Here is a 12,300-nt window from a genome sequence, read left to right as displayed (position 1 = left end):
ATTAACAGGTTATGTTGCAGCAATGCTGCTCCAGTGACTGCAAGAAATACAACAATATATGTGCGTGAATTGTTTCCTGATATTTCAAATCAGTAAAGGCCCGACGAGAGTGTCGGGCTGGAGGGAAGGGGTTAACCGCCGAACTGGTCCGGGTCTGGCCCCAGACGCTTGCCCTGATCGAGTTTCGCGATTTCGCCTAATTCATCTTTATCCAGGCGGAAGTCCCAGACGTTAAAGTTTTCTGCGATACGCGCAGGGGTGACCGATTTCGGAATCACCACCAGGCCGCTATCCAGATGCCAGCGGATGACAATCTGCGCCGGTGATTTGCCATATTTCTCTGCGAGGTCACGGATTATCTTTTGATCGAAGACGTCTTTGCCGCCCTGCGCCAGCGGGCTCCAGGATTCGGTCTGGATTTTATGTGTGGCGTTCCAGGCGTGCAGCTGGCGCTGCTGCATGAGCGGGTGAAGTTCTATCTGATTAATCACCGGAGGTACGCCGGTTTCATCCATCAGCCGCTGGAGATGGTTGATCTGAAAGTTGCACACGCCGATGCTCTTAATCAGCCCTTCTTTTTGCAGGTCGATCATGTTTTCCCACGCTTCAACGTAGTGGTCGATCGCCGGAACTGGCCAGTGCATCAGGTACAGATCGAGGTAATCAAGCTGGAGTTTCTCCATGCTTTCGAGCAAGGCTTCCCGGGGGCGTTTCTGGTCATCATTCCACAGCTTGGTGGTAATGAATAACTCTTCCCGTGGCACGCCTGCGTCACGTATTGCTTTGCCGACACCTTCTTCGTTTTTGTACGCTGCCGCGGTATCAATTGAGCGATACCCCACTTCCAGCGCTTTATGAATGGCAGTGATGACTTCTTCGTTGCTTGCCTTCCAGACCCCCAGGCCCAGTTGCGGCATGACGTTACCATCCTGTAGTTTGATAATGGTTGGAGTGGTCATAATTCCTCCCCTTAATGACTGTCACCGGAACATACTCCGGTGACATAGGTGTGACTTAAGTCTGGTATAAATACCCAAAAACGAAAGGCGGAGGTTAAAAAACCTTAGCGGGCAGCTTCGTAAATCCGACGGCTGACCTCAAGCGTAATGTCCTGATGTTCGCCCAGTTTCGTACCGCCATGCGCTTGCAGTTTTTCCAGCAGCGCCGGGATGGAGCTACCGTCCAGACCGTAGTCAGAGAGGCGAGTCGGTACGCCCATTTGTTCGAAGAAAGCGCGGGTTGCGGCAATGGCGGCGTCGATGCGCTGGTCATCGCTTCCTTCGGTGATATTCCAGATACGCTCTGCGTATTGCAGCAGTTTGGCACGCTTGGTATCACGTTTTTCATTCCACAGCGCAGGCAGAACGATGGCCAGTGTTTGAGCATGATCCAGACCGTGCATTGCAGTCAGCTCATGGCCCAGCATATGCGTTGCCCAGTCCTGCGGTACCCCTGCGCCAATCAGACCGTTCAGCGCCTGGGTTGCCGCCCACATGACGTTCGCACGCACGTTGTAGTTTTCCGGCTCCTGCAAGGCTTTCGGACCTTCTTCTACCAGTGTGAGCAGAATGCCTTCGGCAAAGCGATCCTGAATTTTCCCGTCGACCGGATAAGTCACATACTGCTCAACGGTATGAACGAACGCATCCACGACGCCGTTTGCAACCTGACGTGGCGGCAGGGTGTAGGTGTAAACCGGATCCAGTACGGCAAATACTGGCTGCACAAATGGGGTCATAAAGGCCAGTTTATCGCCGGTGGTTTTACGCGAAATTACCGCGCCGGAGTTAGATTCAGAGCCGGTTGCAGGCAGGGTTAATACGGAGCCCATCGGGATGGCGCTTGTTACGTCGTTGCCGTGGGTTTCCAGAATGCGCCATGGATCGATGCCGTCAGCGTACTGTGCAGCAGCCGCGATGAATTTGGTGCCGTCCAGCACGGAACCGCCGCCTACTGCCAGCAGAAACGTCACTTTCTCATCACGCACGATTTTTACCGCGTTCATCAGCGTTTCATAAGATGGGTTTGGCTCGATACCGCCAAACTCCAGCACGTCCAGACCTTTCAGCGCGTCCTGAACTTGTGCCAGGACACCTGTTTTTTTCACGCTGCCGCCGCCGTAAGTAACCAGTACGCGAGCGTCCTGAGGAATTTGATCGCGCAGCTCAGCAATCGCGCCTTTACCAAACAAAATACGTGTTGGGGTATGGAGATTAAAGTTGTTCATTGCTCGTTCCCTTTGGTGGGTAATAAAAGAGGGCAGGAGAGTGTCTGCCGGATGATGAACATTGTGGTCGCCCGCCGCGCTGCTCTCAATGCTCATTTCTGCCGATGTCTTGCCCATTTCTACAGACTGCTGGAGAAAACGGATAAATCTGCGCATTATGTCAGGGTCGAAAAACGATAATGAAATGGTGCCCCATGAACCGTGATGAGATCTGCCTTCTGCTGACAGATAAAATTAAGCATCTGAAAAACAATGAAAATAAACTTAGCGAACTGCTGCCAGATGTCCGCCTGCTACACGGTACGGAGCCGGCGGCGCGTACACCAGTCATGTATCAGCCAGGCATCATATTTCTCTTTTCGGGACATAAAATTGGTTACATTAATGAGCGCGTATTTCGCTATGACGCCAACGAATACCTGCTGCTAACCGTACCTTTACCCTTCGAATGTGAAACGTATGCGACGCCGGAGGTTCCTCTGGCCGGTATTTACCTGAATGTCGATATCCTGCAATTGCAGGAGCTGTTGATGGACATTGGGGAAGACGAGCTGTTCCAGCCCGCTATGGCTGCCAGTGGGATTAACTCTGCGACGCTCTCAGACGAAATTCTCTGTGCTGCTGAGCGCCTGCTGGATGTGATGGAGCGACCGCTGGATGCGCGTATTCTGGGGAAACAGATCATTCGCGAAATCCTCTACCATGTGCTGACCGGGCCGCGTGGTGGCGCGTTACTTGCGCTGGTAAGTCGCCAGACGCATTTCAGTTTGATAAGCCGGGTACTCAAGCGGATTGAAACCAAATACACCGAAAACCTCAATGTAGAACAGCTGGCGGCAGAGGCGAACATGAGCGTATCGGCGTTTCATCATAATTTTAAAGCGGTGACCAGTACCTCGCCGCTGCAATATCTGAAGAGCTATCGCCTGCATAAAGCACGGATGATGATGATCCACGATGGAATGAAGGCCAGTGCGGCTGCAATGCGCGTCGGCTATGAGAGCGCATCGCAATTCAGTCGGGAGTTCAAACGTTTCTTTGGCGTAACGCCGGGGGAAGATGCGGCAAGAATTCGTATGATGCAGGGGAGTTGATTTCTTGTCGGCTTTAAAGCTAGCTGTGCGCCATCAATGAAATGCCGGAGTGACTCCGGCATACGGCTAATACTCAGGCGCTACAGTATTTTTTTTTAATCACCACGAACAGCGTTCCCAACAGACCTGCGGTTAACAGGGCAATTGGCAGGATCATTAAAAAGGTCATCACCTGATCTTCATGACGTTTGACGAACGGGATCATACTCAGCGCATAGCCGAAACTGGTAACGACGGTGACCCACAGCAGTCCGCTCAGCCAGTTAAAAAACTGGAACCGACGGTTAGGAAGCCCTGAAATGCCCGCCATCGTTGGCAGCAAGGTACGGACGAACGCCAGGAAACGCCCGGCAAGCAGCGCCATCAACCCGTGTTGGTCAAACATGCAGGTAGCGCGTTGATGGTATTTTTCAGGTAATTGCGCCAGCCAGCCTTTCACCGTGCGCGTGTTGCCCAGCCAGCGTCCCTGAATGTAGCTCAGCCAGCAGCCCAGACTGGCTGCGGCAGTCAGAATAGCTATGGTAGGTAAAAAACTCATCACGTCCTGAGCGATCAGCGCTCCTGCCAGTAATAACAGGCTGTCTCCGGGTAAAAAGGAGGCGGGCAGAAGGCCATTTTCTAAAAACAGTGTGGCGAACATGACGAAGTACACCACGCTCACAACGTGCGGATCCGCCAGTGCGGCAAAATCGTGTTGCCAGAGCGCGGAGACAATATCTTGAATGACTACCATGGACTTTCCTGTGGAACAGCGTTTATATGTGGATTGTACTCCTGAATTGCCCGGGATGCCTTGATCCCGGACGCAACAATTGCAGACTTTTCCACCAGAAGTGTCTGCATATATGTCCATCTGTGGCAATTTTACTCGATTCGGGCAAATCCTGCGGCCAAATCGGCAATCAGATCGTCAACATTCTCTAAACCAATATGTAAACGGATGAGCGTTCCGCTGAAGTCAACCTCGCCTTGCGGACGGATTGCCGCAATGTGTTCCGGCTGGTTGGCGAGAATCAGCGACTCAAAACCGCCCCAGGAGTAGGCCATGCTGAACAGGCTGAAGTGATCCAGATACGCGGCCAGCTCCTCATTATTGAGTTTCTTATTCAATACAAAGGAGAACAGGCCGCTGCTGCCGGTGAAATCACGCTTCCAGAATTCATGCCCTTTACTACCGGGCAGTGCCGGGTGGTTCACACGGGCGACCTGCGGATGGCTGGCCAGCCACTCGGCGACCTTTAAGCTGCTTTCATGGTGCTGACGCAGGCGTACACTCAGCGTACGCAGCCCACGGCTGGTCATATAGGCGGTATCGGCGTCCAGCATTTGCCCCATCAGATACGCATTTTCGCGAAGTTGATCCCAGCAGCGGGCGTTAGATACCGCCGTTCCGACCATGCCGTCGGAATGGCCAATCAGATATTTGGTGCCTGCCTGAATAGAAATATCGATGCCAAAATCCAGCGCTTTGAACAGCACTCCGGCAGCCCAGGTGTTATCAATCATGATGATTGCGTCAGGTGCTACGCTTCTGACGGCGGCAACAATTGCCGGAACATCATGCACTTCCATGGTGACAGAGCCGGGCGACTCCAGAAATACGACTTTGGTGTTCGGCTGCATGTGCTTCACAATATCGGCGCCAATCAGCGGATCGAACCAGCCGGTGGACACGCCAAGCTTGCCGAGAATTTTGGTGCAGAAATCCTGACTGGGTTCATAGGCGGTATTGGTCATCAGCACATGATCGCCTTGCTCCACAAAAGCGAGGATGGTGTTGGCAACGGCAGCCGCACCGCAAGGGAACAAGGCGCAACCCGCGCCGCCTTCCAGTTCGCACATCGCTTCCTGCAGAGAGAAATGCGTCAGGGTTCCGCGACGTCCATAGAAAAGCGCACCGTTGGCACGGTTGTGTGTGGCCTGCTTTTTGGCCTCCACGGTGTCAAACACCAGCGAAGAAGCGCGCTGGATCACGCTATTTACCGAGCCCAGCGTGTATTTTTTACTGCGTCCTGCGTGAACGAGCTTGGTTTCAAGTTGCTTATCTGCCATGTTGTCTTACCTGTTTTTATACGTCTGGATGTCTAAACTACCATGAATCAAAGATGACGCATCCTGCAGAACGGTCATACAGTAGAAAATAATCTCAAAATGCTTCTGGTGACTTTTTTACTGCGTAAGCGCAAGGAAAAGAAACCAAAGGTGCGGCAATATGTAAATAGTAATGAGAACGACTATCAATTCGACGTCTTTTTGATATCATTACGCTCAGATTTTGTGATTTGCGTCCTGGAGATACAGAGTGGGTAATAATTTGATGCAGACGGATCTTTCCGTCTGGGGTATGTATCAGCACGCCGATATCGTGGTTAAGTGCGTGATGATTGGGCTGGTTTTGGCGTCAGTGGTCACCTGGGCTATCTTCTTTAGTAAGAGCCTTGAGTTCTTTACTCAGAAACGCCGCCTTAAGCGTGAACAGCAACTGCTGGCGGAAGCCCGCTCTTTAGATCAGGCAAGTGAGATTGCCGCAGGATTCGATGGCAAAAGCCTGGGCGCACAGTTGATTAACGAAGCGCAAAACGAGCTGGAACTGTCAGAAGGCAGTGACGATAACGAAGGCATTAAAGAGCGTACCGGCTTCCGTCTGGAGCGTCGTGTGGCGGCGGTAGGTCGTCATATGGGACGTGGTAACGGATACCTGGCCACCATCGGGGCTATCTCTCCATTCGTCGGTCTGTTCGGTACCGTATGGGGCATCATGAATAGCTTCATCGGGATTGCACAAACTCAAACGACCAACCTGGCCGTTGTTGCGCCGGGTATCGCAGAAGCGCTGTTAGCGACCGCAATTGGTCTGGTCGCAGCAATTCCAGCGGTTGTTATCTACAACATTTTCGCACGTCAGATTGGCAGCTATAAAGCGATGCTGGGTGACGTCGCGGCACAGGTGCTGTTACTGCAAAGTCGCGATCTGGACCTGAACGCAAGCGCATCCGCGCATCCGGTACGTGCAGCGCAGAAATTACGTGTAGGATAATGTTCCATGGCAATGAGCTTTAATGAAAACCTGGACGATAACGGTGAAATGCATGAAATCAACGTGACGCCGTTTATCGACGTTATGTTGGTTTTATTGATCATTTTTATGGTGGCCGCACCGTTGGCAACGGTGGATGTGAAAGTGAATCTTCCTGCCTCCACCAGCACGCCGCAGCCGCGTCCGGAAAAGCCGGTATACCTGTCTGTTAAAGCCGATAAAAGTATGTTTATTGGCAACAATCAGGTGACGGATGACACCATGATTAGCGAGTTAAATGCACTGACAGATGGGAAGAAAGACACCACCATTTTCTTCCGGGCAGATAAAACCGTTGATTATGAGACCATGATGAAGGTTATGGATACGCTGCATCAGGCGGGCTTCCTGAAGATTGGTCTGGTTGGCGAAGAGACTGTGAAAGCGAAGTAATCCTCCTCATTGCCGGGTAATGGTTGCCGCCTTACCCGGCGTGCATCTCCTGATTCAACTCTCTCGCATACCTGTTCTTATCTGTTCTCGTCTAACGCGACCGTGGTTATCCTGGTGGGTTCGTAGTTCCCTTCAGACAGCTTTCGTGTCAGGCGTAAGGTGGCCGTTTCCCGTGCGAGTATATGCTGGTAGGTGCTTTCCAGTCGGGCCATGATTTTGTCCCGCAGTTCTGGTTGCTGCTCCATAATGGCTTCGATCGCGGCACCGTAGATCTCTTCTTTAGCCTGTAGCGTGTAAATTTCACGCCGATTTTGCCATTTCATCCGCACCAGTGCAGCGGGAATAGAGACTATCTCCTGAGCAACGCTTTCCAGCGTCGCGTTTTTATTGGCAATCAACACGGCTAAATTTTGCTTTAAGACAAACTCATCGCTTTTATGGTTATCTAAAGCCAAATAAACATTGTTATCCTCAACATCTTTCATTTTATTTCTTTTCCAGAGAATAAAAAATAGGGTCGCTGGTTTCACGCGTAATTAAATTAAGCCAAATTTTGTTGCCCTGTTCATTTATGATGGCTGTTTTTTGAGTCAAAATTTTACTTAATTCTTGTGCGTTAATATCGCCTTCTGCTTGTAGTGAATTGAGCAGGCGAGAGAATGACTCAATTTTTGCTGCACGAAACAGACGCTCTTTTAAATGACGGTCGCACTCTTCAAATAGCATATTTCGTGACTGACCGGTAGCCGTTGAGCTAATCAAAATATCGGATTCGTAATCGCTTAATGTTCTCTTTCCCTGAGTCAAATTTTCACTATTATCTACGGGATTGGTATTGGTAGCGGGGCTGGATAAGTGAAAGTGCGAGGGAACAAGATGCTCGGGAAGCATGTTGAAATATCCTTTGATGCCAATGATATGTTGTTTTAAATAAACCAGGCCGCGTTGACAATAGCATGGCGTAATTTTAAAATCAAAAAAAATGGAGCCAGTATATGAACAGTATATTTTATTCTGTTATTACCCTGCTATTGCTGACCTGCGGGGTACTTTTGTTAATGCGCAGTGCAAATAAAAACCGACATGCCGAAAATGGGCACTCTGAAAACCAGCCGGAAATGCTGAGTAAAGAAGAAGGCGAGGACCATTTCTCGGTATTGATGAATTCGATTACGCCGGTCTGGTATTGGCGCGTTAATCACGAATATATCGATTTTATCCACTCCACGATCAAGCGGATGACAATGGTGGAGTTGAATGAGACACCTGGATTATTTGATGCGCAGCGGCGTTGTAGCGATCTCAACTCTGCGGTGTATAAATATTACGACAATATTAAAAAGCGCTGTTTGAGCGGTGAGAAGGTCCCGCATGCCGACCTGGACGTGCTCAACCTGCGTCAGTGTTTCAGGGAGTTCAGTCTGGAGGCTTATCCCGCGCTTGTCGCGCTGGTGTGGCCGGAGTATCAACGCCCGGAGATCAAAGCGGAAGAGGTGTGAGGGACTGGCTGGCCCGTATTACGTGCCGGGGAGGCTTACGCTGCCACCCGGCACGATGTTACATACGGCTATTTGTCAGATGAGGCCTGCCACAGGTTCAGCTTACCGTCCGCGACGTGCTTATCGATCTGCGCCAGTTCTTCGGTGCTGAACGTCAGATTCGCCAACGCCTGAACGTTTTCCTCCAGTTGCTCCGGTCGACTGGCGCCAATTAATACCGAAGTCACCCGGTTGTCTTTTAGCAGCCAGCTTAAGGCCATTTGTGCCATCGACTGTCCACGCTGTTGCGCCATCTCATTGAGCAACCGCAGGCTGTTAAGATTTTCTTCCGTCAGCATATTTTCCGTCAGCCCACGAACTTTTTTCCCTTCACGCTGCATGCGTGAACCTTCCGGAATGCCGTTGAGGTATTTCCCCGTCAGCAGTCCCTGAGCCAGTGGCGTAAAGGCGATGCAGCCCATGCCATTGGATTCCAGCGTATCCAGCAGGCCGCTGCTGTTTACCCAGCGGTTAAGCAGGTTGTAAGACGGTTGGTGGATCAGCAGGGGAATTTTCCATTCCCGCATCAGCTCGGCCATTTTCTGCGTACGCTCTGGCGAATAGGATGAGATGCCGACATACAGCGCTTTGCCGCTCTGTACGGCGTGGGCCAGGGCTGAGGCGGTCTCTTCCATTGGCGTATTTTCGTCGACGCGGTGCGAGTAGAAGATATCGACATAGTCGAGGCCCATGCGTTTCAGGCTCTGATCGAGGCTGGCGAGCAGGTATTTGCGCGAACCGCCAGAACCGTATGGCCCTGGCCACATGTCATAGCCTGCCTTGGTGGAGATAATCAGTTCATCGCGATAGTGTGCAAAATCCTCGCGCAGTAATCGGCCAAAATTCTCTTCTGCGCTGCCTGGTGGCGGCCCATAGTTATTGGCTAAATCAAAATGCGTGATGCCTAAATCAAATGCTTTACGCAACAGGGCTCGCTGTGAATCCAGCGCCTGAACGTGCCCAAAACTGTGCCATAAACCCAGCGATAGAGCGGGTAAGCGCAAACCGCTGCGCCCACAGTAGCGATAGAGCATCTGTTCGTAACGTTCAGGATTGGCAAACCAGGCCATGAGATCTCCTTAGTGCAGGTGAATTTCGAAACAACGTTTCTATTCTAGCGGGTTCACGGTGAATATCCCGTTCACCAGGTCACACTGAGATGAAAAACTGGGCAAAAACAGGTCACTGTGCTTTGCTTAAAAAAACATCAATCAGGAGTGCGACGATGCCGCGTTTGACTGCCAAAGATTTTCCGCAAGAACTGCTCGATTACTATGACTATTACGCTCATGGCAAAATAACGAAACGCGAGTTTCTCAATATGGCAGCGAAATATGCAGTGGGTGGCATGACGGCATTGGCCTTATTCAATTTATTGAAACCCAACTACGCTCTCGCAACGCAGGTAGAATTTACCGATCCCGATATTCTGGCGGAATATATTACCTATCCCTCGCCTGAAGGTCATGGTGACGTGCGGGGGTATTTGGTTAAACCAACGAAGGTGACGCGGAAAGTTCCGGCGGTGGTGGTAGTGCATGAGAATCGTGGGCTGAATCCGTATATTGAAGATGTGGCGCGACGGGTGGCGAAGGCGGGCTTTATGGCACTCGCGCCTGATGGGTTAAGTTCGGTAGGGGGATACCCAGGCAATGATGATAAAGGTCGGGAATTGCAGCAGCAGGTTGACCCCGTAAAGTTAATGAACGACTTTTTTGCCGCCATTGAATTTATGCAGCATTATTCAGGGACGACGGGAAAGGTAGGTATCACCGGATTTTGCTATGGTGGTGGTGTGTCGAATGCCGCAGCTGTGGCTTTCCCTGAACTGGCCTGCGCGGTGCCTTTTTATGGGCGTCAGGTTCCTGCATCAGATGTCCCTAAAATAAGCGCGCCTTTATTACTGCACTATGCGCAATTAGATACCCGAATTAATGAGGGATGGCCTGCATATGAAGCGGCGCTAAAGGCGAATAAGAAAGTCTATGAAGCATATATCTACCCCGGTGTTAATCATGGCTTTCACAATGATTCTACCCCTCGTTATGATAAAGCTACCGCTGAATTAGCCTGGGAACGTACCCTTGCGTGGTTTGATAAATATTTGCGATAGAAAACAATAGATTATTTAATGCTTTTAATTAATTACCTGAATAATAATGCTACCTAATTTCATTAGCATTCATATTGATATAGGGTGGAGAGATAGTGGATGTACTTAAGAAAGTAAAAAAATAAAGAACGCATTATATCTTCTCTACTGCCTGCCGATAACAAGGATAAGTATCGCCTGATGGCGAATTCCTCATCAACGGCAAGGAAATTATTATGCGTTTGCTGAAAAACTTAACTATTCGTATTGTCATGTTGGCAATACTGGGACTTTTCTGCCTGCTCTGGTCGGGCGTGGGTTTATTCAGTCTTCATTCGTTATCAAAAATATCTGAAGGCAATGATATTGACCGCCATCTTGTCCATCAGATGACGGTTCTCAGTCAGGGTAACGATCAGTACTTTCGCTTCGTAACGCGCTTAAGTCGCGCCATGGATGTCAAAATGAGCGGCGGAACGCCTGATTTTGCGCCGGCGCAGCAGTCCCTGGAGAATATGAGTAAAAAACTCCAGGAGATGAAAACATTGTCTCCAGGCCCCATGGATCCGGAAGTTGCCGCGGCGGTACTGACGAAGTGGCAGGCGCTGCTGGACAATGGCGTGATCCCGCAAATGCAGTTGGCAAAGCAGGGCACGCTCACGGCCTTTGCGGAACATGCCAGTACCGTTACGCCAGCGTTGAGCCGTGAATTTGGCGCCAGTGCCGAGCGTTTTAACGCCACGGCAGGAGAGCGGCTTGATACCACCCGCGTGATGGTCGATGGCAAAACGTCTATCATCCGAACTTTAATTATTACTGCTGTTATCCTCGGTATTGCCCTACTGTTCTTTACCGACCGTTACCTCGTCGCCATGATGGTGAAACCTCTGGGACGCATCCGTCAGCAGTTCCAGCAGATTGCGCAGGGCGATCTCAGCCATCCCATTGAAGATTTTGGTCGTAACTGTGTGGGTCAACTGGTGCCGTTACTGTGCGCGATGCAGGACAGCCTGCGCGAAGCCGTCAGTACCATCCGTTCAGGTAGTGACAACATCTGGCGAGGGGCGACGGAAATTTCCACCGGTAATAACGATCTCTCCTCACGTACTGAAGAGCAGGCCGCGGCGCTGGAAGAGACCGCTGCCAGCATGGAGCAACTGACCGCAACGGTAAAACTGAACGCTGAAAATGCGCGTGAAGCCAGCCAGCTTGCCGATACGGCCACAGAAACGGCAGGTAAAGGGAGCACGCTGGTTTCAGAAGTGGTTGAGACGATGGATGGTATTGCCGCCAGCTCTAAACAGATCGCGGAAATCACGTCAGTTATTAATAGTATTGCTTTCCAGACCAATATTCTGGCGCTGAACGCCGCAGTTGAAGCTGCCAGGGCAGGCGAGCAGGGGCGCGGTTTTGCCGTCGTTGCCGGTGAAGTACGCAACCTTGCCAGTCGCAGCGCCGGAGCGGCGAAAGAGATTGAGACGCTAATTGGCGAGTCATCCCGTCGTGTCGACCAGGGGGCTCGTCTGGTTAAAGAAACGGGATTAACCATGGAGGCAATTCTGCGCGGCGCCACCGAAGTGACGGTCATCATGAAGCAAATTGCCTCAGCCTCGGAAGAACAGAATAAGGGCATCTCGCAGGTGAGCGTGGCGATCACGCAGATGGACAGCGTAACGCAACAGAACGCTGCATTGGTAGAGCAAGTCTCCGCCGCTGCCGTGGCGTTGGAAAGACAAACAGAGGAACTGCAACGCTCGGTGCAACAGTTCCGCCTCTCAGCGAATGATGTGCAATACGCCGCTGCTAATACTGCTTCCCCTTCAGCAGACAGCAAAACGTCTGCGGCAGCTAAAACGGATGAATGGGTGTCCTTTTAAGCT

General features: G+C 51.1%; 13 protein-coding genes. 6 read left to right on the top strand and 7 right to left on the bottom strand.

What is annotated here, in order from left to right; all coding sequences use genetic code 11:
- Positions 1 to 131: 131 nt before the first annotated feature.
- Together dkgA and yqhD are read right to left on the bottom strand one after the other, a co-directional pair.
- Positions 132 to 959, bottom strand: a complete 828-nt coding sequence (dkgA, locus tag G4551_RS19975; protein WP_003024520.1) for a 2,5-didehydrogluconate reductase DkgA — start codon at positions 957 to 959, stop codon at positions 132 to 134.
- Positions 960 to 1,063: 104 nt separating this feature from the next.
- Positions 1,064 to 2,227, bottom strand: coding sequence for an alcohol dehydrogenase (yqhD, locus tag G4551_RS19970; protein ID WP_003838168.1), 1,164 nt, complete (start codon positions 2,225 to 2,227; stop codon positions 1,064 to 1,066).
- A 194-nt stretch (positions 2,228 to 2,421) separates the two neighbouring features.
- Here yqhD and G4551_RS19965 point away from each other — a divergent pair, with 194 nt between their 5' ends.
- Positions 2,422 to 3,321 carry an AraC family transcriptional regulator gene (locus G4551_RS19965; RefSeq protein WP_003838170.1) on the top strand — a complete coding sequence of 300 codons (900 nt, stop codon included), beginning with the start codon at positions 2,422 to 2,424 and terminating at the stop codon, positions 3,319 to 3,321.
- 73 nt (positions 3,322 to 3,394) lie between these two features.
- On the opposite strand, the gene yghB is transcribed toward G4551_RS19965, so the two are convergent.
- A complete protein-coding gene (gene yghB, locus G4551_RS19960; protein ID WP_003024510.1) occupies positions 3,395 to 4,054 on the bottom strand; it encodes a DedA family general envelope maintenance protein YghB in 660 nt (219 codons plus the stop codon).
- A gap of 131 nt (positions 4,055 to 4,185) precedes the next feature.
- Positions 4,186 to 5,373 (bottom strand): cystathionine beta-lyase, encoded by a 1,188-nt coding sequence (gene metC / locus G4551_RS19955; protein WP_003024509.1) that lies wholly within the window; start codon positions 5,371 to 5,373, stop codon positions 4,186 to 4,188.
- Between the two features lie 250 nt (positions 5,374 to 5,623).
- Between metC and exbB the strand changes: the two genes are divergently transcribed.
- Complete coding sequence (gene exbB, locus G4551_RS19950) at positions 5,624 to 6,358, top strand: tol-pal system-associated acyl-CoA thioesterase (protein WP_003838175.1); 735 nt, start codon at positions 5,624 to 5,626, stop codon at positions 6,356 to 6,358.
- Between the two features lie 6 nt (positions 6,359 to 6,364).
- The gene (exbD, locus tag G4551_RS19945; RefSeq protein WP_003024505.1) at positions 6,365 to 6,790 is read left to right on the top strand and encodes a TonB system transport protein ExbD; all 426 of its coding nucleotides are present in this window, start codon (positions 6,365 to 6,367) and stop codon (positions 6,788 to 6,790) included.
- Positions 6,791 to 6,867: 77 nt separating this feature from the next.
- On the opposite strand, the gene G4551_RS19940 is transcribed toward exbD, so the two are convergent.
- Both G4551_RS19940 and G4551_RS19935 read right to left on the bottom strand, forming a co-directional pair.
- Positions 6,868 to 7,275 carry a hypothetical protein gene (locus tag G4551_RS19940; protein WP_003838178.1) on the bottom strand — a complete coding sequence of 136 codons (408 nt, stop codon included), beginning with the start codon at positions 7,273 to 7,275 and terminating at the stop codon, positions 6,868 to 6,870.
- Between the two features lies 1 nt (position 7,276).
- Positions 7,277 to 7,681: a hypothetical protein gene (locus G4551_RS19935; protein ID WP_003838181.1), complete on the bottom strand. Its 405-nt coding sequence runs from the start codon at positions 7,679 to 7,681 to the stop codon at positions 7,277 to 7,279.
- Between the two features lie 104 nt (positions 7,682 to 7,785).
- Here G4551_RS19935 and G4551_RS19930 point away from each other — a divergent pair, with 104 nt between their 5' ends.
- On the top strand, positions 7,786 to 8,289 hold the full coding sequence (locus G4551_RS19930) for an ESA_00282 family adhesion-associated protein (RefSeq protein ID WP_003024499.1): 504 nt from the start codon (positions 7,786 to 7,788) through the stop codon (positions 8,287 to 8,289).
- Positions 8,290 to 8,357: 68 nt separating this feature from the next.
- On the opposite strand, the gene G4551_RS19925 is transcribed toward G4551_RS19930, so the two are convergent.
- Entirely contained in the window at positions 8,358 to 9,398 is a 1,041-nt protein-coding gene (locus G4551_RS19925; RefSeq protein WP_003838184.1) for an aldo/keto reductase, read from the bottom strand.
- A 155-nt stretch (positions 9,399 to 9,553) separates the two neighbouring features.
- On the opposite strand from G4551_RS19925, the gene yghX reads away from it, so the two are divergent.
- Both yghX and G4551_RS19915 read left to right on the top strand, forming a co-directional pair.
- Complete coding sequence (gene yghX, locus G4551_RS19920) at positions 9,554 to 10,441, top strand: YghX family hydrolase (protein WP_003838186.1); 888 nt, start codon at positions 9,554 to 9,556, stop codon at positions 10,439 to 10,441.
- Positions 10,442 to 10,656: 215 nt separating this feature from the next.
- Positions 10,657 to 12,297 (top strand): methyl-accepting chemotaxis protein, encoded by a 1,641-nt coding sequence (locus tag G4551_RS19915; RefSeq protein WP_003838188.1) that lies wholly within the window; start codon positions 10,657 to 10,659, stop codon positions 12,295 to 12,297.
- Positions 12,298 to 12,300: the final 3 nt, after the last annotated feature.

Origin of the sequence: Citrobacter freundii ATCC 8090 = MTCC 1658 = NBRC 12681, from assembly GCF_011064845.1 — a bacterium.
Taxonomy (GTDB): Bacteria; Pseudomonadota; Gammaproteobacteria; order Enterobacterales; family Enterobacteriaceae; genus Citrobacter; species Citrobacter freundii.
The sequence above is the reverse complement of the archived record's forward strand: the minus strand, read 5'-3'. Positions and strand labels throughout refer to the sequence as shown.

Bases quoted from the DNA above. Each gene is read 5' to 3' on its own strand.
- G4551_RS19965 (WP_003838170.1), top strand. From the start codon at position 2,422: ATGAACCGTGATGAGATCTGCCTTCTGCTGACAGATAAAATTAAGCAT.
- G4551_RS19930 (WP_003024499.1), top strand. From the start codon at position 7,786: ATGAACAGTATATTTTATTCTGTTATTACCCTGCTATTGCTGACCTGC.
- exbD (WP_003024505.1), top strand. From the start codon at position 6,365: ATGGCAATGAGCTTTAATGAAAACCTGGACGATAACGGTGAAATGCAT.
- yghX (WP_003838186.1), top strand. From the start codon at position 9,554: ATGCCGCGTTTGACTGCCAAAGATTTTCCGCAAGAACTGCTCGATTAC.
- yghB (WP_003024510.1), bottom strand. From the start codon at position 4,054: ATGGTAGTCATTCAAGATATTGTCTCCGCGCTCTGGCAACACGATTTT.
- yqhD (WP_003838168.1), bottom strand. From the start codon at position 2,227: ATGAACAACTTTAATCTCCATACCCCAACACGTATTTTGTTTGGTAAA.
- G4551_RS19935 (WP_003838181.1), bottom strand. From the start codon at position 7,681: ATGCTTCCCGAGCATCTTGTTCCCTCGCACTTTCACTTATCCAGCCCC.
- G4551_RS19940 (WP_003838178.1), bottom strand. From the start codon at position 7,275: ATGAAAGATGTTGAGGATAACAATGTTTATTTGGCTTTAGATAACCAT.
- G4551_RS19915 (WP_003838188.1), top strand. From the start codon at position 10,657: ATGCGTTTGCTGAAAAACTTAACTATTCGTATTGTCATGTTGGCAATA.
- metC (WP_003024509.1), bottom strand. From the start codon at position 5,373: ATGGCAGATAAGCAACTTGAAACCAAGCTCGTTCACGCAGGACGCAGT.
- dkgA (WP_003024520.1), bottom strand. From the start codon at position 959: ATGACCACTCCAACCATTATCAAACTACAGGATGGTAACGTCATGCCG.
- G4551_RS19925 (WP_003838184.1), bottom strand. From the start codon at position 9,398: ATGGCCTGGTTTGCCAATCCTGAACGTTACGAACAGATGCTCTATCGC.